Source organism: Roseovarius lutimaris (assembly GCF_900115165.1).
GTDB classification, from domain to species: Bacteria; Pseudomonadota; Alphaproteobacteria; order Rhodobacterales; family Rhodobacteraceae; genus Roseovarius; species Roseovarius lutimaris.
The window spans coordinates 1-26,276 of record NZ_FOVP01000030.1; the positions used below are offsets into that span (position 1 = coordinate 1).

General features: G+C 61.4%; 27 protein-coding genes. 15 read left to right on the forward strand and 12 right to left on the reverse strand.

What is annotated here, in order from left to right:
• Nucleotides 1–164 (reverse strand): transposase (locus tag BMZ91_RS18765; protein WP_143076398.1); only part of this gene is annotated, 164 nt, incomplete at its 3' end.
• Nucleotides 165–542: 378 nt separating this feature from the next.
• Between BMZ91_RS18765 and BMZ91_RS18770 the strand changes: the two genes are divergently transcribed.
• The 4 genes from BMZ91_RS18770 to BMZ91_RS18785 all read left to right on the forward strand — a co-directional run bounded on the left by BMZ91_RS18770 (nt 543) and on the right by BMZ91_RS18785 (nt 6,164).
• A complete protein-coding gene (locus BMZ91_RS18770; protein WP_092842082.1) occupies nt 543–1,721 on the forward strand; it encodes an aminotransferase class I/II-fold pyridoxal phosphate-dependent enzyme in 1,179 nt (392 codons plus the stop codon).
• Between the two features lie 17 nt (nt 1,722–1,738).
• Complete coding sequence (locus tag BMZ91_RS18775) at nt 1,739–4,642, forward strand: DNA translocase FtsK (protein ID WP_092842126.1); 2,904 nt, start codon at nt 1,739–1,741, stop codon at nt 4,640–4,642.
• Between the two features lie 88 nt (nt 4,643–4,730).
• Nucleotides 4,731–5,441 (forward strand): dimethylsulfonioproprionate lyase family protein, encoded by a 711-nt coding sequence (locus tag BMZ91_RS18780; protein WP_092842128.1) that lies wholly within the window; start codon nt 4,731–4,733, stop codon nt 5,439–5,441.
• 117 nt (nt 5,442–5,558) lie between these two features.
• On the forward strand, nt 5,559–6,164 hold the full coding sequence (locus BMZ91_RS18785; protein ID WP_092842084.1) for a LolA family protein: 606 nt from the start codon (nt 5,559–5,561) through the stop codon (nt 6,162–6,164).
• Nucleotides 6,165–6,241: 77 nt separating this feature from the next.
• On the opposite strand, the gene BMZ91_RS18790 is transcribed toward BMZ91_RS18785, so the two are convergent.
• The gene (locus tag BMZ91_RS18790; RefSeq protein WP_092842086.1) at nt 6,242–6,838 is read right to left on the reverse strand and encodes a transglycosylase SLT domain-containing protein; all 597 of its coding nucleotides are present in this window, start codon (nt 6,836–6,838) and stop codon (nt 6,242–6,244) included.
• A 199-nt stretch (nt 6,839–7,037) separates the two neighbouring features.
• Between BMZ91_RS18790 and hspQ the strand changes: the two genes are divergently transcribed.
• Nucleotides 7,038–7,364, forward strand: coding sequence for a heat shock protein HspQ (gene hspQ, locus BMZ91_RS18795; protein WP_092842088.1), 327 nt, complete (start codon nt 7,038–7,040; stop codon nt 7,362–7,364).
• A 45-nt stretch (nt 7,365–7,409) separates the two neighbouring features.
• Here the strand turns inward: hspQ and ggt are convergent, their stop codons facing one another.
• The 3 genes from ggt to BMZ91_RS18810 form a co-directional block, all read right to left on the reverse strand.
• Complete coding sequence (ggt, locus tag BMZ91_RS18800) at nt 7,410–8,987, reverse strand: gamma-glutamyltransferase (protein ID WP_092842090.1); 1,578 nt, start codon at nt 8,985–8,987, stop codon at nt 7,410–7,412.
• A 258-nt stretch (nt 8,988–9,245) separates the two neighbouring features.
• Nucleotides 9,246–9,692 carry an ATP-binding protein gene (locus BMZ91_RS18805; protein WP_245736481.1) on the reverse strand — a complete coding sequence of 149 codons (447 nt, stop codon included), beginning with the start codon at nt 9,690–9,692 and terminating at the stop codon, nt 9,246–9,248.
• A 49-nt stretch (nt 9,693–9,741) separates the two neighbouring features.
• Nucleotides 9,742–10,080: an STAS domain-containing protein gene (locus tag BMZ91_RS18810; protein WP_092842094.1), complete on the reverse strand. Its 339-nt coding sequence runs from the start codon at nt 10,078–10,080 to the stop codon at nt 9,742–9,744.
• Between the two features lie 95 nt (nt 10,081–10,175).
• Between BMZ91_RS18810 and BMZ91_RS18815 the strand changes: the two genes are divergently transcribed.
• The 3 genes from BMZ91_RS18815 (at nt 10,176) to BMZ91_RS18825 (ending at nt 12,605) form a co-directional block, all read left to right on the forward strand.
• Nucleotides 10,176–11,348 (forward strand): thiolase family protein, encoded by a 1,173-nt coding sequence (locus BMZ91_RS18815; protein WP_092842096.1) that lies wholly within the window; start codon nt 10,176–10,178, stop codon nt 11,346–11,348.
• Nucleotides 11,349–11,380: 32 nt separating this feature from the next.
• Nucleotides 11,381–11,836 (forward strand): GAF domain-containing protein, encoded by a 456-nt coding sequence (locus tag BMZ91_RS18820; protein ID WP_092842098.1) that lies wholly within the window; start codon nt 11,381–11,383, stop codon nt 11,834–11,836.
• A gap of 124 nt (nt 11,837–11,960) precedes the next feature.
• Nucleotides 11,961–12,605, forward strand: a complete 645-nt coding sequence (locus tag BMZ91_RS18825; RefSeq protein WP_092842100.1) for an RluA family pseudouridine synthase — start codon at nt 11,961–11,963, stop codon at nt 12,603–12,605.
• A 3-nt stretch (nt 12,606–12,608) separates the two neighbouring features.
• Here the strand turns inward: BMZ91_RS18825 and BMZ91_RS18830 are convergent, their stop codons facing one another.
• The 3 genes from BMZ91_RS18830 to BMZ91_RS18840 are packed head-to-tail and all read right to left on the reverse strand — an operon-like array spanning nt 12,609 to nt 15,675.
• Nucleotides 12,609–13,457, reverse strand: coding sequence for an alpha-1,2-fucosyltransferase (locus BMZ91_RS18830; RefSeq protein WP_177193919.1), 849 nt, complete (start codon nt 13,455–13,457; stop codon nt 12,609–12,611).
• Nucleotides 13,454–14,227: a glycosyltransferase family 25 protein gene (locus tag BMZ91_RS18835; RefSeq protein WP_092842104.1), complete on the reverse strand. Its 774-nt coding sequence runs from the start codon at nt 14,225–14,227 to the stop codon at nt 13,454–13,456. Before BMZ91_RS18835 ends, BMZ91_RS18830 begins: the two co-directional genes overlap by 4 nt.
• 5 nt (nt 14,228–14,232) lie before the next feature.
• Nucleotides 14,233–15,675 (reverse strand): aldehyde dehydrogenase family protein, encoded by a 1,443-nt coding sequence (locus tag BMZ91_RS18840; protein ID WP_092842106.1) that lies wholly within the window; start codon nt 15,673–15,675, stop codon nt 14,233–14,235.
• Between the two features lie 135 nt (nt 15,676–15,810).
• Here BMZ91_RS18840 and BMZ91_RS18845 point away from each other — a divergent pair, with 135 nt between their 5' ends.
• Complete coding sequence (locus tag BMZ91_RS18845) at nt 15,811–16,464, forward strand: peroxiredoxin (protein ID WP_092842130.1); 654 nt, start codon at nt 15,811–15,813, stop codon at nt 16,462–16,464.
• Nucleotides 16,465–16,488: 24 nt separating this feature from the next.
• On the opposite strand, the gene BMZ91_RS18850 is transcribed toward BMZ91_RS18845, so the two are convergent.
• Complete coding sequence (locus BMZ91_RS18850) at nt 16,489–17,091, reverse strand: methyltransferase (RefSeq protein WP_092842108.1); 603 nt, start codon at nt 17,089–17,091, stop codon at nt 16,489–16,491.
• Between the two features lie 146 nt (nt 17,092–17,237).
• Between BMZ91_RS18850 and BMZ91_RS18855 the strand changes: the two genes are divergently transcribed.
• The gene (locus tag BMZ91_RS18855; protein ID WP_092842110.1) at nt 17,238–18,272 is read left to right on the forward strand and encodes a succinylglutamate desuccinylase/aspartoacylase family protein; all 1,035 of its coding nucleotides are present in this window, start codon (nt 17,238–17,240) and stop codon (nt 18,270–18,272) included.
• 29 nt (nt 18,273–18,301) lie between these two features.
• Complete coding sequence (locus BMZ91_RS18860) at nt 18,302–19,009, forward strand: sulfotransferase family protein (RefSeq protein ID WP_092842112.1); 708 nt, start codon at nt 18,302–18,304, stop codon at nt 19,007–19,009.
• A gap of 3 nt (nt 19,010–19,012) precedes the next feature.
• On the opposite strand, the gene BMZ91_RS18865 is transcribed toward BMZ91_RS18860, so the two are convergent.
• From BMZ91_RS18865 to BMZ91_RS18875, 3 genes are read right to left on the reverse strand one after another with little or no spacing between them, the layout of a single operon-like run.
• Complete coding sequence (locus tag BMZ91_RS18865) at nt 19,013–19,426, reverse strand: PaaI family thioesterase (protein WP_092842114.1); 414 nt, start codon at nt 19,424–19,426, stop codon at nt 19,013–19,015.
• Complete coding sequence (locus tag BMZ91_RS18870) at nt 19,423–20,448, reverse strand: phosphotransferase family protein (protein ID WP_092842116.1); 1,026 nt, start codon at nt 20,446–20,448, stop codon at nt 19,423–19,425. The genes BMZ91_RS18865 and BMZ91_RS18870 overlap by 4 nt, the downstream gene beginning before the upstream one ends.
• Nucleotides 20,445–22,088 (reverse strand): long-chain fatty acid--CoA ligase, encoded by a 1,644-nt coding sequence (locus BMZ91_RS18875; protein ID WP_092842118.1) that lies wholly within the window; start codon nt 22,086–22,088, stop codon nt 20,445–20,447. Before BMZ91_RS18875 ends, BMZ91_RS18870 begins: the two co-directional genes overlap by 4 nt.
• A gap of 142 nt (nt 22,089–22,230) precedes the next feature.
• Here BMZ91_RS18875 and rpe point away from each other — a divergent pair, with 142 nt between their 5' ends.
• The 4 genes from rpe to BMZ91_RS18895 are packed head-to-tail and all read left to right on the forward strand — an operon-like array spanning nt 22,231 to nt 25,900.
• Nucleotides 22,231–22,932, forward strand: a complete 702-nt coding sequence (gene rpe / locus BMZ91_RS18880; RefSeq protein ID WP_092842120.1) for a ribulose-phosphate 3-epimerase — start codon at nt 22,231–22,233, stop codon at nt 22,930–22,932.
• On the forward strand, nt 22,929–23,585 hold the full coding sequence (gph, locus tag BMZ91_RS18885) for a phosphoglycolate phosphatase (protein ID WP_092842122.1): 657 nt from the start codon (nt 22,929–22,931) through the stop codon (nt 23,583–23,585). The genes rpe and gph overlap by 4 nt, the downstream gene beginning before the upstream one ends.
• Before the next feature lie 30 nt (nt 23,586–23,615).
• Nucleotides 23,616–24,605: an NAD(P)H-dependent flavin oxidoreductase gene (locus BMZ91_RS18890; protein WP_281243405.1), complete on the forward strand. Its 990-nt coding sequence runs from the start codon at nt 23,616–23,618 to the stop codon at nt 24,603–24,605.
• Nucleotides 24,602–25,900, forward strand: a complete 1,299-nt coding sequence (locus BMZ91_RS18895) for an acetylornithine deacetylase/succinyl-diaminopimelate desuccinylase family protein (RefSeq protein ID WP_092842124.1) — start codon at nt 24,602–24,604, stop codon at nt 25,898–25,900. The genes BMZ91_RS18890 and BMZ91_RS18895 overlap by 4 nt, the downstream gene beginning before the upstream one ends.
• Nucleotides 25,901–26,276 lie beyond the last annotated feature (376 nt).

Consider the following 26,276-nt stretch of genomic DNA (forward strand, 5'->3'; position numbering starts at 1 on the left):
AAGGCCGCCGCCATGTTTTCTATCGCCGCGCGTTTCCACGTCCCAATCTGCGTCGGATGCACGCTGTATTTCTTGGACAGCTCGGCAAGCGTCATCTCCTCACGGATCGCTTCAAGAGCAACCTTGGCCTTAAAATCCGGCGAATGGTTCTTTCGTTTCTTCATTTTGGATCGTCACTTTCATCATGCGATCCACCTTAACGTCTGGTCCGAATTTCCGCGACCACCTCTCATATCCCCTTTGTTATCTACGATCTCAATTGACACTGCCCGAAATTTCCCGAACCACAGTGACATCTTAAACCACTGACCTTTAAGGAACTTTAAAGCGGGTTGAGACGTCATGAGACCGCATGACACAAGGATAATACCCCTCCGGCGGGAGTATTTGCCGGAAAGATGAAAGCGCAGGCGCGGGTATTCCTGCCAAAATGCCACAAATTGTCTGTCAAGGTATTGGTTTTGCTGGACCTGAAGCCGGGGCTTGGGTAGATTCGCTTTTAAATGGGGCGACCACGATCCCAAACCTTGAGGCAGTATCAGATGTTTCCCGAGCGGTTTTCGAACCTTCCGGCCTATGCGTTTCCGCGCCTGCGGAGCTTGTTGGACGCCCATGCGCCCGGCGGCGAGGCCTTGCATATGACGATTGGCGAGCCCAAGCACGAGTTTCCGCGCTGGATTGTCGATATCATCGCAGAGCATGCGGACGGCTTTGGCAATTACCCGGTCAATGAGGGCATGCCCGCACTTTTGGAGGCGATGAGCGGGTGGATCAATCGACGCTATAGTGTTGATTTTGCGCCAGATACCCGTGTCATGGCGCTCAATGGCACGCGCGAGGGGCTGTATAATGCGATGATGGCGCTTTGCCCGGAAACCAAGGCCGGTCAGCAGCCTGTGGTTCTGGTGCCGAACCCGTTTTATCAGGTCTATATGGTGGCCGCGCTTAGTGTGGGCGCAGAGCCGGTGTTTTTGAATGCCACCCGCGAAACCGGATATCTGCCGGATTTCACGAGCCTTTCGGAAGATGTTCTGAACCGGGTGACGGTCGCTTATCTGTGCTCGCCGAGCAATCCGCAGGGCGCGGTGGCGAGCCGGGACTATTGGGCGGAACTTATCGCGCTGGCGGAAAAGTATGATTTTCGGATCTTCGCCGACGAATGCTATGCCGAGATTTACCGCGATGGCCCGCCTGTGGGGCTGTTGCAGGTCGCCGATGAACTGGGCGCCGATCCCGAACGGATCGTGGTGTTTCACAGTCTCTCGAAGCGCTCGAACCTGCCGGGGCTGCGCTCTGGCTTTGTTGCGGCGGGCCCCGAGAGCATCAAGGCAATGAAACAGCTGCGCAACTATGCCGGCAGCCCCTTGCCGCTGCCGCTGCAACATGCCGCCACGGCGGTCTGGCAGGACGAGGCGCATGTGGTCGAGAACCGCCGTCTTTATGGCGCGAAATACCGCGTGGCGGATGAAATCCTTGGCAATCTGCCCGGCTATCGCAGCCCCGAGGCGGGATTTTTCCTGTGGTTGCCGGTGCCGGATGGTGAAGAGGCGACGGTGAAGCTCTGGCAAGAGACCGGCGTTCGGGTGTTGCCCGGCGCCTATCTTAGCCAGGAGGCCGGCGGCGTGAACCCCGGCAAGGGATATATCAGGGTCGCAATGGTGGCCGAAGAACAAGAGATGGCGCGCGGACTTAACCGGTTGCGTGACTGTCTGTACGGATGATTGAGGGCGAGAATAAGATGGCATATCAGACGCGCGGGCGTGACCCCCTGTTGGACAGCACCATGACACAGGCGATTGAAAAGCGCGGCAAGGAATTGCTGGGCCTCACGCTCTTGATGCTTGCGGCCATGGCGGCGGCGATGGTCGCCTCTTATAGCCCGGACGATCCGAGCTGGATGTCGGCCACCGATGCGCCGGTGCAGAACTGGATGGGTCAGATCGGGGCGTCGATTGCCGCGCCGCTGTTCATGATCGTGGGCTGGGGCGCCTGGGGTCTTGCGATCGTGCTTGCGGTCTGGGGCGCGCGCCTTGCGCTTCACTGCGGTCAGGATCGCGCCGTCGGGCGGCTTATCTTTGCGCCGATCTGGCTTGCGGTTCTGGCGCTTTACGCATCGTCGCTGACGCCGGGGGCAGGGTGGGCCGCGACCCATAGCTTTGGCCTTGGCGGGCTTTTTGGCGATACCGTTCTGGGCGCGCTGTTGGGTATTCTGCCCTTGGGGGCAAGCCTTGGGCTCAAGCTTTTGTCGGTGCTTCTGGGCGCGGGCATGCTTGTGCTGGGGGCTTTTGTGCTTGGGTTTACCAAGCTGGAACTGTCGCGAATCACGCGGTTCCTTTTGGTCGGTGTGATCATGAGCTATGCGGGCCTTATGACGGTGTTGGGCAAAGGCGCCGGGGGCGCGGCGCAGGCCGGGCAGGCGATGCAGGCGCGGCTGGCGGAGCGGCGCGCGCGCCGGGCCGAGACGGCCGAGACTGCCGCCGCTGCGCGGTATGAGCCAGACGTTTCCCCCTCTGTGGTGCAGCGCGCCTATGCCGAGCCGGTGATCGAGGAGACGCCGGAGTATGCCCCGGTTGCGGAAAAGCCCGGTGGCTTGCTCGCGCGGATGCCGATGCTGATGCGCAAACCCGATGTGATGCCCGAACCGGAACTGATCGAAACCGCCGCCTTTGAAGGCGAAGCGGATATGCCCGGCGATGCCCGAATCAGCGCCAAGATCTCGGACGTGATCCGTGCGCGGGTGCGTCAAAGCCCAAGTGTGCGCGCCGACTCCATCGCACCGCTGACCAAGGGGCGCGGGCGTGGACCTGATCCTCTGATCCTGAGCACGGCACCGAAAGTTGACTTGCCGCCAGAGCCGCCGCTGACCGCGCGCCGCGTTGTCGATGGGTCGGAACTGCCGCAATCCCATGGCTTTGACGATGAGCCGCTGGTCGAGGATGATCAAGGGCTTGTGGATGATTTTGCCACCTATGAGCCCGCGCCAGAGCCGCAGGCCCAGGCCCCGCGCATTCCCACGCCCGAGCCGCGCAAAGTGGTGCAACATACCCCGCGCCGCGCGCCGCAACCCTCGACGCGCGCCATTGCCGAGGCACAGCCTGCGCTGCAATTCGATGAAGGCGCGGGCGCCGAGTATGAGCTGCCGCCGCTCAGCCTGTTGTCGAGCACCGATAATATCCAGCGCCATCACCTGAGTGACGAAGCGCTTGAGGAAAATGCGCGCATGCTTGAAAGCGTGCTCGATGATTACGGCGTCAAGGGCGAGATCGTCAGCGTGCGCCCCGGCCCCGTTGTCACCATGTACGAGCTTGAGCCGGCTCCCGGCCTCAAGGCGAGCCGGGTGATCGGGCTGGCCGACGATATCGCGCGCTCGATGTCGGCGCTCTCGGCGCGGGTTTCAACTGTGCCGGGCCGCTCGGTGATCGGGATCGAATTGCCCAATGACAACCGCGAGATGGTGGGTTTCCGCGAGATCCTGTCAAGCCGCGCCTATGGCGATGGCAATCAGCGCCTGCCGCTGGCGCTTGGCAAGGATATCGGCGGTGATCCGATGGTCGCCAACCTCGCCAAGATGCCCCACCTCTTGATCGCGGGCACCACCGGGTCGGGTAAATCGGTGGCGATCAACACGATGATCCTGAGCCTGCTCTACAAGCTGACGCCGGACGAATGCCGGATGATCATGATCGACCCCAAGATGCTTGAACTGTCGGTCTATGACGGCATTCCGCATCTGCTGTCGCCGGTTGTGACCGATCCCAAAAAGGCGGTTGTGGCCCTGAAATGGGTCGTGGCGGAAATGGAAGACCGCTATCGCAAGATGTCGAAAATGGGGGTGCGCAACATCGACGGCTATAATGGCCGGGTCGATGAGGCCCTCAAAAAGGGTGAATTGTTCAGCCGCACGGTTCAGACCGGATTTGACGACGACACCGGCGAACCGGTGTTCGAGACCGAAGAATTCGCGCCCGAGCGGATGGCCTATATCGTGGTCGTCGTCGATGAGATGGCCGACCTGATGATGGTGGCCGGCAAAGAGATCGAGGCTTGCATTCAGCGCCTCGCGCAGATGGCGCGCGCCAGCGGCATCCACCTTATCATGGCCACTCAGCGCCCCTCGGTGGATGTGATCACCGGCACGATCAAGGCCAACTTTCCGACCCGGATTTCGTTTCAGGTCACCAGCAAGATCGACAGCCGCACCATTCTGGGCGAGATGGGCGCAGAACAGCTTTTGGGCATGGGCGACATGCTTTACATGGCCGGCGGCGGCAAGATCACCCGCTGTCATGGGCCATTTGTCAGCGATGAAGAGGTCGAAGAGGTGGTCAACCACCTCAAGGCCTATGGCCCGCCCTCTTACGTCGGCAGTGTCCTTCAGGGCCCGGATGAGGATAAGGCCGATAGCATCGACGCGGTTCTGGGGCTCAGCTCGGGCGGCAATACCGATATGGAGGACGCGCTTTACGATACGGCGGTCGCCATCGTGCTCAAGGATCGCAAATGCTCGACCTCCTATATCCAGCGCAAGCTTGCCATTGGTTATAACAAGGCCGCGCGGCTGGTCGAGCAGATGGAAGATCAGGGCGTCGTCAGCCCCGCCAACCATGTCGGTAAACGCGAAATCCTGGTGCCGGAGCAGTAACATTTTTCCGCGTTCAATCAGATTTCGGATTGAACGCGGGATGATTTGAACGGTTTGCGTGGCCACCTTCAAAGGCGGAGACAGGGATATGTCCGACGATTCCATCCCCTCAGCGGGCGCTCAGTCGGGTGTCACACAGCGCCTGATGGATGTCCCGAACTGGCTTTATCTTTTGCGGGAATTCGATTCGCTTTATCGCTATGGGTCTGCGGGGGGCAGCGCGGCGATCCGGGGTCACCGCAAGCGGGTGCGCGACAGGCTTTCTGCGGCGATGGCCCGCAACCCTGAAATGACCATGCGTGCCTGCGAAACAAAGCCGGTGACGGCGCATCTTCCCCGCGCGCTTGATCTCGGCGAGCGGGCGGCGATGCAGGGCATGGCGCGCGCGTTGCGCGAGGTAAAAGACGCGCTGACCTGGGAGTACGGCTATGAGAAGATTTCCAGGGCGTTGAGCCAGAAATACGCCTATTGCGAAATCCTCGGTCCGCAAGGCCCGGTGCATTGCGACAACCTTATTCTGGGGTTTGTTTTGTTTGCCCCGAATACGACCTATCCGCAGCATAGCCACAAAGAGATTGAAGAAAGCTATATTTCGGTGTCCGGGGCCTGGTCGGAAAACAACTCGGCGGTTTTCGCCCCCGGATCGCTGATCCTGAACCGGTCTGGTGATGAGCATCGTATTACCACGGGCGATCGCGACCCCTGTTTGCTTGCCTATGCCTGGACTGGCCCAGAGACGCGCCTTGCCAAGCCGGACATGAAGCTGTCCTCGACCCGTAAAGTGAAAACGGCGTCGTAACCGAGGCGGTTGCTATCGGATAACAACCGGCATGTTATTGCACCTTTGCGCAGGACCCCCCATGTTTCTCGCCAAGACAGGATGCAATACCCTGCGGAAAGGCTTAGATCACAGACTATGAAATATATGCGTATCTTGACGGTCCCGGCGTTTGTCGTCGCGATGACCCTCCCGGCGGCGGCGCAACAGCTGTCGCTTGGGCAAATCTCGGGCTATCTGAACGGTCTCAAGACCGCGCGGGGCGAATTTACCCAGATCAACGATGACGGCACGATCAGCACCGGCCGCATATTGATAAAACGCCCCGGTCGGGTGCGGTTTGAATATGATCCGCCGGAACAAACGCTGGTGGTCTCCAATGGTGACACCGTCGGGATCGTTGACCCAAAATCGAATACGGGCACCGAGGCTTATCCGCTGCACCGCACGCCGCTCAAGATCATATTGGCGCATAATGTCGATCTGACACGCGAGCGGATGGTCACCGGCCATGCCAGCGACGGCAAAAGCACCACGGTGCGCGCGCAGGACCCCGATAACCCCGAGTACGGCAGTATCGAGCTTGTCTTTACCGCCGATCCGGTCGAATTGCGTCAATGGGTGATCAACGACAGCGGCGGCAGTCGCACCACGGTGGTTCTGGGCGATCTGAAAACCGGCATGCGCCTTGAGAACGAAAACTTTGTCATCCCTGGCAAGGAACGGGTGATCATCGACCGCTAGGCGGGTCTCGTCACGCACTTGCCGACGCGCCGCCCGCGAGGCCGCCTGTCAGGGCGGATGAGCCGCCGCGCGATCGGTCAGACGCGCCGACCCCGGCATTGCAAAAGCTGGTTTTGATAGGTCGCCGATCGCGCGCCCACATTGCCCGCAACCCGCAACAGCCATGGCTTGCCATTATAGCTTCCACGCGAAAACCCGGTGCGCCCCTCGTGATAGGCCAGATATTGGCTGCGGGCGTCGGCCAGAGAAATCCCCAAGCCTTCATTGGATTTGGCCATGTACCAGCCGATGAAATCGGCAGCATCATGGATATCGCTGCGACGCGCGGCAAAGCGGTTGTTGTCGCGTTTGTATTCATCCCAGGTGGCATCCAGCGCCTGGCTATAGCCATAGGCCGAACTTTGCCGACCCATCGGGATCACCCCCAGCGAATAGCGATACGGGGTGCGCGCATCGCTGATGAATTTGCTTTCCTGGTAAATCGTTGCCATCTGCACATGCACCGGCACGCCCCAACGGCGTTCTGCCGCGCGGAAGGCGCGCGCATATTCCGGCCGTTCGCTCAGAATGGCGCAGGCGTTGTCTAGGTTGCGCGGTGCTGTGCCATAGCCGCTGCCGCCGCCACAGGAGGCCAGCAACAATAACACCATAAACGCGCGAAGAGTTCTGCTCATCTGCCTCTCGCTTTCTTTTTTCTTTAGTTTAGCCGAATCCGCGAGCGGTGGGAATCACGAATTCACCAATTGTCATCGGCTGTCCGGTGTTGCGTGACTGTAGGTGTGAGGTTCACAGACTGTTTCCGCCGAAAATCGGGGGAAGGTTGGACAAACCACCCTTGAAACGTTTACTATCTCTCTGTAGGGGCTGTTTATTATGATAAGAACACGTGCGAAATATCACCTGGGCCAGGTTGTCCGCCACAAGAAACACCCCTTTCGGGGGGTGGTGTTTGACGTGGACCCGCAGTTCTCGAACACGGATGAATGGTATGCCTCTATCCCAGAGGATAGCCGCCCGTCGAAAGAACAGCCGTTTTATCACCTTCTGGCCGAGAATGATCAAAGCTATTACGTGGCCTATGTCAGCGAACAGAACCTGGTCGCGGATTATTCCGGCGAGCCGGTGGATCACCCCGATATTCCCGATCTGTTTGGCCCGTTCGAAGACGGGCATTACCCGCTGCATTTTCAGCTGAACTAGGCGCCGGGCGCGGGCAAGGGCGGGCTTTCACCCACCCTTTCAACCTCAATATCCCAAGGCACAGCCATCTTTGCGCGGGTCGCTGCCGCCCTCAAGCACGCCGCTTGCATGGATCTGGATCGCCTGCGCGCCGCCAATCGCATCCGGATCGGTGATCACCTCATGCCCCTTGTCCGCAAGTGCCTGCGCCACATCCGTGCCATAGCCACGCTCAAGCTTGAGGCCGGTCGGGTCGGCAAAGGCGCGCGGCGCATCAATCGCCGCCTGCGGACCAAGGCCGAAATCGCGCAGGTTTGACACAAATCGCGCGTGGCCCGTCGATTGATACGACCCGCCCATCACCCCAAAGGGCGTTGTGACGCGGCCCGCTTCGGTCAGCATCCCGGGAATGATCGTGTGCATCGGGCGCTTGCCACCGGCCAATTCATTGGGGTGCCCCTCTTCAAGGGTAAAGCCCGCGCCCCGGTTTTGCAGCAGGATGCCGAATTTCTCCGACGCAATGCCCGACCCGAACCCGTGAAAGATCGAATAGATCAGCGACACAGCCATGCGATCGCGATCAACGACGGTGATGTAAATCGTGTCGCGATGCACCGCTTCGCTCAGCGGTTTCGCTGCGGCCATGGCCTTGTTCGGGTCAATCAGTGCTGCCAGTTTTGCCGCCGTTTCAGGCGCCAGCATGTGATCAAGCCGCGTGGTGTGGGCCGGGTCGGCGATAAAGCGGTTGCGCGCGTCATAGGCAAGCTTGGTGGCCTCGGCCTCGATATGAACGCGCTCTGCGCCAAACGGGTCCATGGCGGCGATGTCGAAATGCTTGAGAATGTTCAAAAGCAGGATCGCGGTGGCGCCCTGACCGTTGGGCGGATGCTCGACCAGGTTGGCGCCTTTATAGGCGCCACTCACCGGGGTGGTATAATCACAGCGCTGCGCGGCGAAATCCTCGGCCCTATGCGCGCCGCCCATGGCGTTGAGGGTCGCCAGCATATCCTCGGCGATCTCGCCTTCGTAAAATGCGGCGCGCCCGTCCTTGGCAATCCGGCGTAGAACCTCGGCCTGACCGGGGGCGCGGAACATCTCGCCGGGTTTCGGCGGTGTGCCGCTCGGCATGAAATGACGCAGGCCGTGGCCCTGTAACATCTTGCCCGCGGTGGGCCAGTCATGCGCCACACGCGGTGCCACGGGAATGCCTTGGTCTGCATAATGGATCGCCGGGGCAAGCAGCGTATCAAGGCCAAGACGACCATGATCGTCGCTCAACTGGCAAAACGCATCCATGGCACCGGGGATGGTCACCGCATGGGCACTATTTAGGGGAATTGTGGCGTGGCCTTGCGCGCGCAGCGCAGCGGCGTCTGCGGCTTTGGGGGCGCGCCCAGAGCCATTAAGCGCATGAATCTGGTCCTCGCCTGGCTTGGTGAAAAGCACAAAGCAATCGCCCCCGATGCCGGTCATCTGCGGCTCGCAAATGCCTAGCAAAACCGCACCGGCAATCGCCGCATCCATGGCGTTGCCGCCTTGTTGAAGAATATCAATCGCGGCCTTGGCCGCCAGAGGGTGCGATGTGGCGCACATTCCGTTCGTGGCAAATGTGGCCGAGCGGCCGGGCAGGTGAAAATCGCGCATGTCAGCTCCGTTATCCTGATGTTGACCGGACATTAGGACGTGCGACATGATTTGCCAATTGCAGCGAGGATTTTAAGGAAGCAGGGGATTTGAAAGGGCCGTGACGGTAGTACCTCGACGCCGCACACTGGGTGGGGGCTATTACGCACGGCGCCGAGGGAAGCCATATGCAGCTACAGGTATATGTATGGCTGGTGTATGCGGCGCCATTTTGAAGAAATTAGGGTTAGATTGGGGCATCAACACGGATAGGTTGTATCAGGGGGCTGCGCGCAGGAATTCAAGCGTCAGATGGTTCATTCCATCGCGCCGCTCATAGGCAACCCGCTCTGCGAGGTCGCGAATCAGAAACCAGCCGAATCCCCCCTCAGGCAGGTCATCACGTGGTCCGGAGGGATCTGGCAATTTGCCTTGCGGCAGGCAAAGCCCGGGCAAGGGCGCGCCGCCATCGCACAGCAGAAAACAAAGCCGATCCGGCTTGATTGACACTTTCAGCATAATGTCGCGCGACTCACCCGTGGCATAGGCATGCTCGACGATGTTGTTCAGAGCCTCGGCCATGGCAAGCTCGACCGAGCCGGAAGTTTCATCGCTCACGCCTTCGGCCAAAAGCCGGGACCGCACCGTCAGCAATGTGTCACGCACCGCCAGTTCAGAGGCTCTCGCCGTAAGCGTAAAATCCGTTGGAGTGCCATCGACAGTCACCGCGATGTCCCTTTTTAACTGCTCGCCCCTTGGGTAACCCGGCCTTTGATCAACCTGTTGCACGGGCTTTGAGGGCAATGATATCGTCATGAATCACAAAAACAGTATCCATTCGCGTCAAACGAAAGACTTTGGCCACATCGGTCGTCAGCCCGGCCAGATCAAGCCGTTGGTTGCCACTCAGCTGTTTCATCGCGGCGACAATGGCACCAAGACCGCTTGAATCCACGAAGGTGACATTGCTGAGGTCGAGCACGATATGCGTCGGGCCTTGCGATGTGACATCGCGCATCTTGTCCTTGAACCGGATGGCGGCGGCGGCGTCAATCCGCGCCTCGGCCACGGTTATGATATTCATGTCATTGTGATATGTTGATTGCAGGTCCATGGTGCCTCCGGCGGGATACGTAGTAATACAGCCAAGGCTAGACCCAATTGGTTACCATTCGGTATGCAGGATCAGGATATTCAGGAGGCAGGGCAATGAATGAGGTCGTGATCGCAGGGGCGGCACGCACCCCGATGGGTGGATTTCAGGGAGATTTCGACGGGGTGGAGGCCGCCGTATTGGGCGGGGCCGCTATTCGCGCGGCCCTTGCCGATGCTCGCACCGTTTCGGTTGACGAGGTGCTGATGGGCTGTGTTCTGCCCGCAGGCCAGGGGCAGGCCCCCGCGCGCCAGGCCGGGTTCGTCGGCGGCTTGGGCGAAGAGGTGCCCGCCACCACGCTCAACAAGATGTGCGGGTCCGGGATGAAGGCGGCGATGATCGGCTTTGATCAGATCGCCCTGGGCCACACCGATTTGATGATCGCGGGCGGCATGGAATCGATGTCAAACGCGCCTTATCTTTTGCCAAAAATGCGCGGTGGCGCGCGGCTTGGGCATGCGCAGGCGATGGATCACATGTTCCTTGACGGGCTTGAAGACGCCTATGACAAGGGCCGTCTCATGGGCACATTCGCCGAAGATTGCGCCGAGAAATTCCAATTTACCCGTCAGGCTCAGGATGAATACGCGCTTGCCTCGCTGCAAGGTGCGCTCGATGCGCAATCCTCGGGCGCGTTTGACGGCGAAATCGCCCCGGTCTCCCTCCAGACCCGCAGGGGCGAGGTGATCATTTCCCAGGATGAACAACCGGCCAAGGCCCGGCCTGACAAGATCCCGGATCTCAAACCTGCCTTTCGCAAGGACGGCACCGTCACGGCGGCCAATTCCAGCTCGATCAGCGATGGCGCGGCGGCGCTTGTTCTGGCATCCCGTACAACCGCCGAAGCACGCGGGCTGAATATTCGCGCCCGCATTCTGGGCCATGCCAGCCACGCCCAGGCCCCCGGTCTTTTCACTACGGCGCCCGTGCCCGCGGCGCAAAAGCTGCTCAAGGCCATCGGCTGGTCGGTGGCTGATGTCGATCTCTGGGAGGTGAACGAGGCTTTTGCCGTGGTGCCGATGGCCTTCATGCACGAAATGGGGCTCAGTCGCGACAAGGTTAACGTCAACGGCGGGGCCTGCGCCCTCGGTCACCCGATTGGCGCAAGCGGCGCCCGGATCATGGTCACCCTGCTCAATGCCCTTGAAAAACGCGGCCTCAAACGCGGTGTTGCGGCGATCTGCATTGGTGGTGGCGAGGGCACGGCAATCGCGATCGAGCGGGCGTGATCCCAGGTTTGCGGGCGTAAAAGGGGCTGAGCATGCGGATTGACTACGACGAAATCACCAGGACCATCGCCGCGTTGACCTCTGGCGAGACAGATGTGGTCGCGCTGATGGCCACGGTTGCCTGCGAGTTGCATCATGCCGATGACCGGTTCGACTGGACCGGGTTTTATCGGGTGACAGGGCCGGAAATGCTCAAGATCGGCCCCTATCAGGGCGGGCATGGCTGTCTGCAGATCCCATTTGCGCGCGGGATCTGCGGCGCTGCGGCGCGCAGCGGCGAGGTGCAGCTTGTCGATGACGTGGATGCCGTCGCTGACCACATCGCCTGCGCCAGTTCGACCCGATCCGAGATCGTCCTGCCGGTGCGCGACACAGAGGGTGCGTTGCTGGGCGTGCTGGACATCGACAGCGATCAGCCCGCGGCTTTTACCCAAACCGACACGGTGCGGTTGAGCGAGATTTTGCAGATGGTCTTTGGGCGGCTTTGAGCAGGGTCCGCACAGCAACAGGCATTGGTTTTGGTTGAAAGTGCGGGTGCCTCCGGCGGGGATATTTTTGGCCAGAAGAAACCCGGCAGTGGTCTAACGGGTCGGCGTGGTGTAAGCGGCAGGCATGTCTGATTATGCCCCCCCAACCGACCCGCTTGACGTGTTGCATGACGACCATGAGATCCTTGTGGTCAACAAGCCAGCCGGGCTTTTATCTGTGCCCGGCAAGGGCGCGCATCTCGCCGATTGTCTTTTGGCGCGGGTGCAGGATGCCTATCCGCAGGCGCTTTTGGTGCACCGGTTGGATCGCGATACCTCTGGGGTGATGATCTTTGCGCTGACCCCGCATGCGCAGCGCCACCTGGGTCTGCAATTTGAAAAGCGGCAGACGAAAAAGACTTATGTCGCGCGGATCTGGGGCAAGCTTGAGCAAAAGACCGGCGAAGTTGTCTTGCCGCTCATTGTGGACTGGCCCAACCGGCCTTTGCAAAAGGTCTGCCATGAGACCGGGCGCGCGGCGTTCACCGAATGGCGGGTGATGCGCCATGGCACCGATGAAACCCGGGTGCGGCTTACCCCCAGGACCGGGCGCAGTCATCAGTTGCGCGTGCATATGCTGGCGCTCGGGCATCCGATCCTGGGCGATCCTCTCTATGCCACGGGGGCGGCGCGCGATTTCTCCCGGCTTATGCTGCATTCCGAAGAGCTTCGCATTCGCCATCCCGATGGCGGGGCGGGGGTGAAATTTCGCGCCAAGGTGCCGTTTTAGGCCTCAGAGGCGTATCCATCCATCAGGGATCAGATCGGGATTCGAGATTTTATCTGTCCCGAACCAGTTTCGGGGCGCGATCACCTGCTTTTCCGGCGAGGGATCAAGCCAGGCCCCCCACCAGGAAAACGTTGAATTGGCAATCACGTGATGGGCGCAGCGCGACATCAGGGCAAGATCGAAATGGCCGTTCGCTTCGTCATTGATATCCACCACGACCCGATCCTCTCCAAGGTCGAGGGTGGCGCGCGCCCAGTCGGGATCGTTCGAGAAAATGAAACATTGGGGCGTTTGGCCAAGGTCATGTTCCAGCCGCTCGATCGCCTGGCGGTAATAGGCGGGGGGGCAGGCGGCATAGCTTTCACTGGCAAGGTAATCGCCGCGCCGCACATGCACCGAGACCGGCAGCTTTGCCGCCTTGATCCGTGCGGCCATGTCGGCATTGGCGCCCGCAAGCGGGGTGGTCATCACCAGATCATCGCGCAGCCGCGTGGCAATAGGCGCGAAATAACGCTCGGATTGCCAATAGCCGTGCAGATAGGTGCCGGGGTCAAGGCTGAAGAACCCCGGCTCAAATCCAAGGTCGGCTTCGCGGTGAAACTGCGGATTGCGCCCGAAGGCACGCCACAGAGCATAGCGCAATGCCCCGTCTGATTTGGCTGGCGGCAGGGGGCCGCCCCGGATAAAACGCGCCGCGCCAAAATGCTCAAAACAATCGCGCCGGGCCTGTTCACCGCCAACATAGCGGCTATCAAGCGCCAGATCGCAACCCAGATGATCGGCAAGCGCGCGGCCCGCCGCATATTGGAACAGCTGATTGCCCGTTCCGCCAAAAAGCCGGGCGATGATCATTCTGCGTCCCCGATGGCAAAGCCGCCCTCGGCGGGCGCCATGCTGTGGCGAGAGGCCTCTGCCACGCCCCGGCGATAGCGATAGCGCGCCCATTCGCGGCCCAACCTCGCCAGGGCTGGTAGGCGGGCAGCGCCCTGAATGGTCGAGCCGTCAAGCCGATCGGCGATATCGCTGATGCCCGAGGGCAGGATCGTGGCGGGGCGCAGCCCGGTCTGCCAATGGCTTTGCACAAAGGTATCAACCGGCCGGTCAAACCGGTCGCTGAGCGTCAGAAGATGGCGTGCGGTTGCATGGCTTACCATTTGCGCGGTGCTGCGCAGCCCGCCGCGCTCGGGGATGCTCAGCGCGCAGCCTCCCGCCATGTCGATCAACCTGGAGCGGCCTTTGAGGGCGCGGGTCTGAAACTGGATATATCCCAGCGGCTCGATATGGGTGCGCGCAAGGCCAAGGGCCGTGCGATAGATTTCGGGGGTGATCGCGGCGTCATCCTCGATGATCAGGCCGGCCGAGAGGTCGCGGCGCACAATCTCGGCCCAGATCTGGCGGTGGCTGAGAAAACAGCCGATTTCGCCGGTGTTGAGAGGAAACGGATAGGCAGGACCGAAAAGCCCCGCGCCGATGGTCGCGGACAGCTCGGTTGACGACAGCGTCGCGCCGTCAACCGCCGCCCAGAGTTCGCCCGGAAGGGCACAGTTGGCAAGCAGATCGCGCGCGTTGTCCCGCCGTACCGTGGCACGCAAAAGATGCAGGACGAACGCGTGGACCTGCATGCGCCTCAGGCGTCCGGCGTCCAGCCCGAGACGGATTTGACCTCGAGGAAATCCTCGATGCCCCATTTGCCGCCTTCGCGCCCGTGGCCCGATTGTTTCATGCCACCGAACGGCGCCCCGGCGCCGCGCGACTGGCCGTTCATTTCCACCATGCCAGAGCGCAGCGCGCGCGCCACGCGATTGGCGCGGGCCGGGTCTGTGGTCTGGACATAATTGGTCAACCCGTAAGGCGTGTCATTGGCGATCGCGATGCCGTCTTCTTCGCTGTCAAACGGGATGATCGACAGGACCGGCCCGAAGATTTCCTCGCGCGCGATGGTCATGTCGTTGGTCACATCGGCAAACACCGTGGGTTTCACATAAAACCCGCGATTAAGCCCATCCGGGCGCCCCGTGCCACCGGCGACAAGGCGCGCGCCCTCGTCGATGCCCTTCTGGATCAGGGCCTGAATCTTGTCGAACTGTACCTCGTTCACCACCGGGCCGATATGGCGGCCCTCTTGGTTTGCGGGGCCGACGGTGATGCTATTGGCGGCGGCGGTGGCGGTTTCAACGGCGGCGTCATAGATGCCGCGTTGCACAAGCATCCGCGTCGGGGCGTTGCACGATTGGCCAGAGTTGTTCATGCAGCGCAAAACACCACGTTTCACAGCCTTTTCATCGGCATCGGCAAAGATCAGGTTGGCGCCCTTGCCGCCAAGTTCAAGGCTGACGCGCTTGAGGCTGTCGGCGGCGGATTTCGAGATAAGCTTGCCCGCGCGCGATGAGCCGGTGAAACTTATCATGTCGACATCCGGGTGCGCGGTAAGCTGGCTTCCGACACCGGCACCATCGCCGTTCACAAGGTTGAATACCCCCTTGGGCAGACCGGCCGCATCGACGATCTCGGCAAAGATAACGGCGTTGAGCGGTGATTCCTCGGACGGCTTGAGCACCATGGTGCAGCCCGCGACCAGACCCGCAATCACCTTGAGCGTGACCTGATTCATCGGCCAGTTCCACGGCGTGATCATGCCGACAACGCCCACACCTTCGTGCAGGATGCGGTCGTTCGGCGCGTGATCGCCAAGCGGTTCGTCAAACTGGAAGTCGCGCGCGACCTTTAGGAAGGACGAGATATGCCAGCTCCCGGCGCCGACCTGTTGTTCGCGCGCCATGTCGATGGGGGCGCCCATTTCAAGGCTGATCGCCTGCGCCATGTCCTCTGCGCGGTCCTTGTAGGCCTCTAGAATCTTTTCGCAATAAGCGATACGTTCGGCGGGCGGGGTCGCCATCCAGGCCGGAAAGGCGGCTTTTGCGGCGGCAACGGCAGCATCGGTATCGCCCTGACCGCCAAGCGAGATCACCGCGCAGGGCTCTTCGTTCGAGGGGTTGATCACAGCGTGATCATTGGACGCAGTGGGGTTGACCCAGGCACCGTTTATATAGAACTGACGTTTCTCGATCATGGTTGACCTCCATAAATTTGGCGGCACTGTGTCAGGGGCAATACCAACCTGCAAGGTTGGATTATCGGGCGGCTCTGAAATTTGATCAAATTGCGGAGCTGCCAGGCGACTGAAACACAAGAAAGGATGCATCCTATGGGCCTTCGTATCAATGACACTATCCCCGATCTGAACGTTGAGACAGATCTTGGCACGTTTTCTCTGCATGAGTGGATTGGCGACAGCTGGGCGATCCTGTTCTCGCATCCCAAAGACTTTACCCCCGTCTGCACGACCGAATTCGGCGCTGTGGCCCAGCTTGCCGATGAATGGGAAAAGCGCGGCACCAAGGTAATCGGCATCTCCGTGGATGGCGTCGAAGACCACAAGAAATGGAAGACCGATATCGAGAGCTATGGTGGCGCCAAGCCGACCTTTCCGATCATCGCCGACGAGGGGCTGGCGGTGGCAAAGGCCTTTGATATGCTGCCCGCCGAGGCCTATATGCCCGATGGCCGCACCCCCAACGACAGCGCCACGGTGCGCAGCGTCTTTATCGTCGGTCCCGACAAACAGCTCAAGCTGTCGATGACCTATCCGATGAGTGTGGGGCGCAACTTTGCCGAGGTGCTGCGGGCGCTTGATGCCTTGCAGACCACCACCAATAACGGTGTGGCAACGCCCGCCGACTGGACCGTCGGTCAGGATGTGATCATCCCGCCCACGGTCAGCAACGAGGATGCCAAGGCCAAGTTCGGCGAATTTGACGCGGTTCTACCCTATCTGCGCAAAGCCAAGCTTCCGGGCTAAGACCCGCCCCACCGGCGCGGCGGCTTAGCTGTCGCGCCGGAACTCTGCCATCTGGCTGGCGCCGCCAAGATGAGGGTGCGCGCCGCCGATATCGCTCAGGCTGACGCCGTACCCGCGCCGCGCCGCAATCGCCCTTGCCCATTTGGCAAAGGTCTCGCGCCCCCATTCAAAATGATGCCCCGGATGGCGAAACCGGTGCGCGGGCACGCAGAGGATCGGATTGTAATCGGCATTGGGTGTGGTGATCAGCACGGTTTCGGGCCGCATATCCCCAAACAGCGCGTTTTCAAGCCGGGGCAGATCGCCAAGCGGCAGATGTTCGATGGTTTCCACAAGACAGGCACAGTCATAGCCACGCAGGTTCGGGTGCGCCCTGATCATCGAGGCCTGCGCAAGGCTTATCTTGGCGCGCCTCGCCTCTGGCAGCGCGCGTATCTCTGCCTGAAGCGCGGTAAGCGAGGGCCGGTGGATATCAAGCCCGGTGATCCGGGTGATCTGGGGCAGGGGGGCCAGCCGCAAAATCAGATCACCATCGCCACAGCCCAGATCAAGCAGGGTGCGCGCGCCGGATTGCACCACGGCGGCGATGATCGCGCGCAGGCGATCCTCGTGCAAGGCACTGGTCATGGCGTGATTCCTGGCATCTCTTGGCATTCCCCTCTGTTGCCCCATTGCCTTAGCCGCGCAAGCGGGGCGGGATCAAGCAGGGGCTGGCATGGACAGCGGCGCGGTTTTTGCCTATCGCTTGGCCAGGCGACAAAAGCGAGGATAGCATGGACCGGCCCGCCCCCTTCAAGATCAACGGCGACGTCATAGCCCCCGGCACCCGCCGCACTGTTGATATTCCGGTCAGTACCTTGTCCAACCATACGCCGGTCAACCTGTCGGTGCATGTCATCCACGGCAAACGGCCGGGGCCGGTTTTGTTCGTGTCGGCCGCCATTCACGGCGACGAGGTGATCGGTGTGGAAATCATGCGCCGACTGTTGCGCGCCACGCCTCTCAAATCGGTGGCAGGCACGCTTTTGGCGGTGCCGATCGTCAATACCTTCGGGTTTCTCAACCATTCGCGCTATCTGCCCGACCGGCGCGATCTGAACCGCTGTTTTCCGGGCCTCTCCGGGGGCTCGATGGCGTCACAGCTGGCGCATATCTTCATGACCGAGGTCGTGCAGCGCGCCGATTTCGGGATTGATCTTCATTCGGCGGCGATCCACCGCACCAACCTGCCGCAGATCCGTCTTACGCCGGGCAATGCGCGGCTGGCCGACCTTGGTCAGGCCTTTGGCGCGCCGGTGATGATGGAATCCAGGCTGCGCGAGGGATCGCTGCGCATGGCCGCCGAAGAGGCCGGGGTCGATGTGCTGCTTTACGAGGGCGGCGAGGGGCTTCGGTTTGACGAATTTGCCGCGCGCGCGGGCCTGAACGGTATCCTGCGGGTGATGCATCAGCTCAAGATGATCGGTGCCAAGGGCGTGCCGCGGACCCGCGGCGTGCCGGTGCGCGCCAGTCAGTCAAGCTGGTATCGTGCGCCGCGCGGCGGGCTGTTTCGCGGCTATGTTGCCGTTGGCGATGCGGTGCAGCCGGGCACGGTGCTTGGTGCGATTGCCAATGCCTTTGGCGATGTGGAAAGCGAAGTCGTCTCCGATATGGGCGGCATCGTGATCGGGCGCACAAACATGCCGGTGGTGTATGAGGGTGACGCCCTGTTTCATGTCGCCGAAACCTCGCGCGGCGAGGCCGCCGCCGAAGACATCAGCGCGCATCTCGATGCGGCCCCGCTTTTTGACGAGGATGAAATCATCTGATCGCGCAGGGCAGGGGGCACAAGAACGGCATGGCCAGACGCACCACCGATATCAACGACATTGCCTTTGGCGTGATCCGTGTGCGGATGCGGCTTCATTTCATGCTGACGCCTAAGGGCGACCGGCAGGCCGTCAAGTATTTCGTGATCGGCCATCCGCGCAATGGCACCACGACCCTGCACAAACTGTTTGTTGCCAATGGTCTCAACAGTTTTCACGATTCCCGCGATTGGCAAACCGGGCGCCATGATGCGTTTTCCGATTTCGGCCAGCTCCGCCCCGTCGCGGGGTATGACCGGACCTATCCCAACGCGCGTTTCATCCTGAATTTCCGGCCTCTGCGCCATTATCTAAACAGCATCGCGACGCATCATCAAAAGGTGTTCAGCGTGCAGAATTTCATCAACGAGGCCTATCGCCGCGCCGAATATTTCGCCTGGGCGCTGGACTATTTCAAGGGCCGCGACGATTTTATCGCCGTCAATATCGAGGCCCCCGGCGCGGTGCGCGCGGTTGCCGATTTCTGGGGCTTTGCCGTCAAAGAGCCGCCCGAGGGCCTGATCAACAACGTCTCGACCCGCCCGAAACTGGAGCAGAACAGCGCCAACATCGAAACCGCTTTGGCGGCGCTTGACCTTGTGGAAGAGGCCGGGCGCGGCTGTCTGGTGTCGCGTCTCAACGGCGCGCGCCAGACGGCCCTTTTGGCGGCGCGCGATACGATCCGCTGTGTGCAGTAGCGCCTAACTATTGCGCCGATAGCGAAATACCCCGGTGCCGCTGGCAACCAGCGTGCCGCTGTCGTCGCGCACTTCACCCCTGGCGAAATAGCTGGTCTTGCCACCCCCGGTGCGCCAGCCTTCGGCGACAAGAACCTTGCCTTTCGCTTGTGCCAGATAATTCACCGTCATCGACAGCGTCAGCGCCATTTGCGAGCGGTCCGGATCGCCGGTATAGCACCCCGCAAACCCCATCGCCGTATCAAGCAGGGTGGCATGAATGCCGCCATGCGGCAGGCCCTGCCGGTTCATCAGGTAGGGGTGCAACGGCAATTCGATGCGCGCGTAATCGGGCGACCAACCGGTTATCGAGAACCCAAGGTGGGTTTGCAGGGCCGAAGGCGCCTCAAGCAGCGCAGGGTCAAAGTCATCAGTCATGGTGTTCCTTTCGCCGCGCCGAGGCCAGAGCGCGCAAATTCGGGCACAAATTGGCCAAGTTGCAAGCCGCGCTCGGGGTCGGAGGCGTTGCCATCAAGCGCGCGTTTTTTCACACCTTGCAGAATGGCAGCCATGCGGAAATAGCAAAATGCCAGATAAAACCCGAAATTCTCGATGCCGCTTAACCCGCGCCGCTCGCAATAACGCTCGATGAAGTGCTGATCGCTCCAGAGGCCAAGCGCCGCGCGATCGACCCCGGCCAACCCGCGCCCTTCGCGGGTGGCGGGCATCGACCATTGCATAATCACGGCCGCCAGATCGGCGTAGGGGTGTCCGATGGTCGACAGCTCCCAATCCAGCACCGCAAGACAGCGCGCGCTGTCCTTGGCGAACAACAGGTTATCAAGTCGATAATCGCCATGCACCAGGGTGCGCTGTCCGTCATCGGGGGGGATATTGCCATCAAGCCATGTCATCAGCGTGGTCATATCCGGCAGATCGTCGGTCTGGGTGGCGGTGTATTGCTTTGACCAGCGGTCGACCTGTCGGCGGTAGTAATTGCCCGAGGGCCCGTAATCCGACAGGTTTGCGGCGGTGATATCCACATCATGGATCGCGGCCAGAACCCGGTTCATTTCATCAATCAGCGCGCCGCGCTCGGGGGCGGTCATGCCGGGCAGGCTCGGGCTGTCAAAGTTGCGCCCCTGCACCTCGTCCATGATGTAGAACGGCGAGCCGATCACGGTCTCGTCTTCGCAGAGCACGTGCATCTTGGCGACCGGCACGTCGCCCCCCTCAAGCGCGCGCTGCACCCGAAATTCGCGCTCAACCGCATGGGCGGACTTGAGCAAGACGCCCGGCGGTTTGCGGCGCAGCACGAAATTGCGCGCCGGTGTCTGCAACAGATAGGTCGGGTTCGATTGCCCGCCGCTGAATTTGGTGGCGCTCAGCGGGCCCTCGAAACCGGGCAGATGGTCTTTAAGCCAAGCGGCGACAGCGCTCGTGTCAAAGTCGTCGCTCATGTGCGAGCCTCGCGCAATTCAGGCAGAACATAGTCGCAATACCGCTCCCGCAGGGTCAGTTTCGACACCTTGCCGGTGGCGGTCAGCGGCAGGTCCTCGACCCAGAGCAGGTCATCGGGTAATTGCCAATGGGCGAAATGCGCGGCCATATGGGCGTGCACATCGGCCAGCGTCGGGCGATCCTCGCCTTCGGGCACGGCGATGAGAACCGGGCGTTCACCCCATTTGGGATGGGGCACGGCGATCACCGCGCAGGCGGCAATGGCAGGGTGCGCGATAGCGGCGTTTTCAAGGTCAATTGAGCTAATCCATTCGCCGCCCGATTTTACCAGATCCTTGGCGCGATCCCGGATCACAAGCAATCCGTCGGGCGCAACCGAGGCGACATCGCCGGTGCCGAACCAGCCCTCACCATCCATTGCGGCGCGGCTTGCGGCATCGTTGTTGAAATAGCCGCTGATCACGGTATTGCCGCGCACGTATAGTTCGCCGCTGGCCTCACCATCATGCGGTTGGCGCTTGCCCTCATCATCGACGATCTTGAATTCGACCCCGAAAATCCGCCGCCCGGCACAAGCCTTGGCGGTGATCCTGTCGGCCTCAGGGGCCTCTTGCAGCGCAGGGGGCAAGACGCCGTGGGTGCCTATCGGGCTCATTTCCGTCATGCCCCAGGCCTGACAGACGGTAACGCCGCGCGCCTCATAATCCTCGATCATCACACGCGGCGCGGCCGATCCGCCGACCACCAGATCGTCAAATCCTTGGGGCACGCGCCCCTGCGCCTTGATTTCGGCCAGAAGACCTGCCCAAACCGTGGGCACGCCCCAGGCGGAATAGACCGCCTCGCTGTCCATCAGGCGAAACAGGCTTGCGCCATCAAGCGCCGCGCCGGGCATCACCATGGTCATGCCGGTCAGCGGCGCGGTATAGGGCAGGCCCCAGGCGTTGACGTGAAACAGCGGCACCACCGGCATGATCCGCGCCCCGGCGCGAAAGCTGCTGGATTGCGACAGCGGCACCATCATCGCGTGCAACAGGGTCGAGCGATGCGAATAAAGCGCCCCCTTGGGATCGCCGGTCGTGCCCGAGGTATAGCACAGCGCCGAGGCGGTCTCTTCCGCGAATTCGGGCCAGTCGTAGGTTTGCGCCCGCCCGTCCAGAAGCTCTTCGTAACAGAGCGCGTCAAGCGTGGTCTCGGGCATATGCGCGCGCTCGCTCAGGATCACGAACCGCAGGTCATGGGGAAGCTGATCCCGGACCGCCTCGATCAGCGGCACAAATGTTGTGTCGATGAACAAGATCCGATCTTCGGCATGGTTGACGATATAGACAAGCTGTTCCTGCGAGAGGCGCGGATTGATCGTATGACAGACGGCCCCGATGGATGAGACGCCGTAATACAGCTCGAAATGGCGATAGCCGTTCCAGGCCAGCGTCGCGATCCGGTCGCCAAACTTCACCCCCAGCCGATCAAGCGCATGCGCAAGCTGCGACACCCGCGCGAGCGTCTCCGGGTAAGTGGCGCGGTGAATATCACCTTCCGTGCGCACCGAGACAATCCCCTGATCGCCATAGGCCGCCGCCGCATGGCTCAGGATGTCAATGATCCTGAGCGGGCGGTGCATCATCTGTGCCTGCATGGGGCATCGTCCTGTTGTTTCCTGCGTTCGGGGCAACGGTGACATGAAACCCCACAAGGATCAATTGCCGCCGGGGGTCTTGACCTCTGGCCGTGTCGGGCGCATGTGCAAGGCATCCCAACCCGCGTAAAGAGGCCCGCCCATGAGCTTTGATCGTTCCATCAAAATCGCCCCGTCGATCCTGTCGGCGGATTTTGCCAATTTCGGCCAGGAAATTCAGGCAATCGAGGCCGAGGGCGCCGATTGGGTGCATGTCGATGTGATGGACGGGCATTTCGTGCCGAACCTCACCTTTGGTCCGCCGCTTTGCGCCGCGATCCGCCCGCATATCAAGACGGTGATGGATGTGCATCTGATGATCTCGCCGGTGGATGCCTATATTGACGCTTTCGCCGGGGCGGGCGCCGATATCCTGACCGCGCATCTTGAGGCCGGCCCGCATATTCACCGCACGCTTCAGGCCATTCGCGGCGCGGGCTGCAAGGCAGGTCTTGCGCTGAACCCCGGCACCGGGATCGAGGATCTCGATTACCTTCTGGATATGGTCGATCTGATCTGCGTGATGACGGTGAACCCCGGCTTTGGCGGGCAGAAATTCATTCATAGCCAGATCGACAAGGTGCGCCGCTTGCGCGCGATGATCGGTGATCGGCCGATCCATATCGAGATTGACGGCGGCATCACCTCGGAAACAGCACCGCTTATGGCGGCTGCGGGGGCCGATGTTCTGGTTGCGGGCTCTGCCGTGTTCAAGGGCGGCAGCGTCGCCAACCCCGCGCCTTATGGCGAGAATATCCGCCGCATCCGCACCGCCGCCGAGGCAGCCACCGCGACCATGGCATGACCCGCGCCGTCATTTTCGACCTCGACGGCACGCTGATCGACAGCGCCCCCGACATTCATGCCGCCGCCAACCGGCTTATGGCGGCGCACGGTTTTGCGGGTTTTGCCCCCGAAGAGACCCGCGCCTTTATCGGCCATGGCGTGCCGCATTTCATTGCCTGTTGTCTGCGTGCGCGCGGTGCCGAGGCGACGGGCGACTTGCACCGTCAATTGGTCGGCGAATTCGAGGCGGGCTATGAAACCGCCGTGACCCTGACAAAGCCCTACCCCGGCGTGGTCGAGGCGCTTGACCGGCTTGCCGCACAGGGGATTGCGCTCGGGATCTGCACCAACAAACCGGTCGCGCCCGCGCGCGCGGTGCTGGCGCATCTTGGTCTTGAGGCGCATTTTCCCGTGGTGATTGGTGGCGACAGTTGCCCGCAGCGCAAACCAGATCCCCTGCCGTTGCAGACGGCGGTTGCGGGCCTTGGTGCGCGTCGCGTGCTTTATGTCGGCGATAGCGAGGTTGACGCCGAAACCTCTGTGCGCGCAAAGCTGCCTTTCGCGCTTTTTAGCGAAGGCTATCGCAAGACCCCACTCGCCGACATTCCGCATCACACGGCATTCTCGGATTTCGCAGCACTGCCGGGTATTGCCGCCGCTCTCTTGACCTGATGCGCGGATTTTCCATTTGCCCCAAGGGGGATGAGCGCGCATAGTCAGGCCATGAAAACACGTCTGACCGAGGCTTTTGACCTCACGCACCCGATCATCTCCGCGCCGATGGCCTTTGCCGCAGGCGGTAAAATGGCCGCTGCCGTAAGCCATGCGGGCGGGCTTGGCCTTATCGGTGGGGGCTATGGCAATGCCGAATGGCTTGCCCAGGAATTTGGCGCGGCGGGGAATGCGGCGGTGGGCTGTGGCTTTATCACATGGAAAATGGCGGAAAATCCCGGCGTTCTTGATCTTGTGCTTGAACGCAAGCCTGCGGCGCTTGTCCTGTCTTTTGGCGATCCCGCGCCTTTCGCGCCAAGGATTGCCGAGGCCGGCGTGCCGCTGATCTGTCAAGTACAGACCCTGCGCGATGCGCAGGCCGCCGCCGAGTGCGGCGCGCAAGTGATTGTGGCGCAAGGCTCCGAGGCGGGCGGGCATGGCGAGCGGCGCGCCACCTTTACCCTAGTGCCCGAGGTGGCCGATTGGCTGGCGCGCCACGCGCCGGATGTTCTATTGCTGGCGGCGGGCGGTATTGCCGATGGGCGCGGCCTTGCGGCGGCGCTGATGCTTGGGGCCGATGGGGTTCTCGTCGGCTCGCGACTCTGGGCTTCGGCCGAGGCGAAGGTATCCTCGGCGATGACCGACGCGGCGATTGCGGCCACAGGCGATACGACGATCCGCTCAAAGGTCATGGATACCGCGCGCGGGCTGACATGGCCGGATCGCTATACCGCGCGGGTGTTGAAAAACCCGGTGACAGAGCGCTGGCACGATGATCTCGACGGCTTGCGTGCCAATCCCGCCGCGCAAAGCGACTGGGCCGAAGGCTGGGTCGCGGGGGACCCCGCACGCGCCAATACATTTGTCGGAGAGGCCACCGGCCTTATCCACGACCGCCCGCCGGTGGCGCAGATCATCCAGGGCATGGTGGCTGAGGCCGAGGCGCTTTTGACCCGCGCGCCGGGTTGGGCCGGGGCATGAACCTGAGCACGCGCCTGATGCAGGAGGTCGCGGCGCGGCGCGATGATCTGGTGCGCCTGACGCAGGATCTGATCGCGATCCCGACGCTTAATCCGCCGGGCGACAATTACCTTGAGATTTGCGAATACCTTGACCGGCGCCTGTCCGGCGCGGGGTTCGAGACCCAACTGATCCGCGCCCATGGTGCGCCGGGTGACAGCGACCGCTATCCGCGCTGGAATATCATCGCGCGCCGCGAGGGGAGCGCGCCGCGCCCCTGCGTGCATTTCAACAGCCATATCGACGTGGTCGAGGTTGGCCACGGCTGGAGTGTCGATCCCTTTGCAGGGCTGGTCAAGGATGGCCGGGTCTATGGGCGCGGGGCCTGTGACATGAAGGGCGGCATGGCGGCCTCGATCATCGCCGCCGAGGCCTTTATTGCGGTCTGCCCCGATTTCACCGGCGCGATTGAAATTTCTGGCACGGCGGATGAAGAATCCGGCGGGTTTGGCGGTGTCGCCTATCTTGCCGAACAGGGATTTTTCAGCCCCGAACGCGTCGATCACGTGATCATCCCCGAGCCGCTGAACAAGGATCGTATATGCCTTGGGCATCGCGGGGTCTGGTGGGCCGAGATCGAAACCAAGGGCGAGATCGCGCATGGCTCTATGCCATTTCTGGGCGATTGCGCGGTGCGCCACATGGGTGCGGTCATGGCCGAGATGGAGGCCAGCCTTTTCCCCGCGCTTGCCGCGCGGCGCACCGATATGCCGGTGGTGCCCGATGGCGCGCGCGCCTCGACGCTCAACATCAACTCGATCCACGGCGGCGAGCCGGAACAGGCCAGGGATTACACCGGCCTGCCAAGCCCCTGCGTGCCGGATCGCTGCCGCATGGTGATCGACCGCCGCTTTCTGATCGAAGAGGATATCGGCGCGGTCGAAACCGAAATTCGCGACCTTCTGGAAACCCTGCGCAGTGGGCGTCCGGGCTTTGATTATGATATCCGCGAATTGCACCGCGTCCTGCCGACGATGACCGAGAAAGGCGCGCCGGTTGTGGGCGCGGTGGCGCAGGCGATAGAACAGGTTTTTGGTCGTGCGCCGGATTATGTTGTCAGCCCCGGCACCTATGACCAGAAACATATCGACCGGATCGGGCGGTTGAAAAACTGTATCGCTTACGGGCCGGGCATTCTTGATCTTGCCCATAAGCCCGATGAATATGTCGGCATAAAGGATATGGAACATTCAGCGCAGGTCATGGCACTGGCGCTTTGTGACCTATTGGGCGCGACGCCTGTTTCTTCTGGCTGAAAATATCCCCGCCGGAGGGGTATCCTCCTTGTGTCATGCGTTCTCAAGACGTCTCAACCCGCTTTAAAGTTCCTTAAAGGTCAGTGGTTTAAGATGTCACTGTGGTTCGGGAAATTTCGGGCAGTGTCAATTGAGATCGTAGATAACAAAGGGGATATATCAATGGCAAAATCAAATGCATTCACGGTCGCACAACTGAAATCATTATCAATGGGAAAACATTGCGATGGGCAGGGTCTGTGGTTTTACAAGCGCGCGGATGGCGGCGGCTAATGGATATTTCGCTTTCAACTGTAGGGCCGTCAACGGGAAATGGGGCTTGGGTCGTTCAAGCGGGTCGGCCTGGCCGAGGCCTGCAAGAAGGCTGACTGGGCCC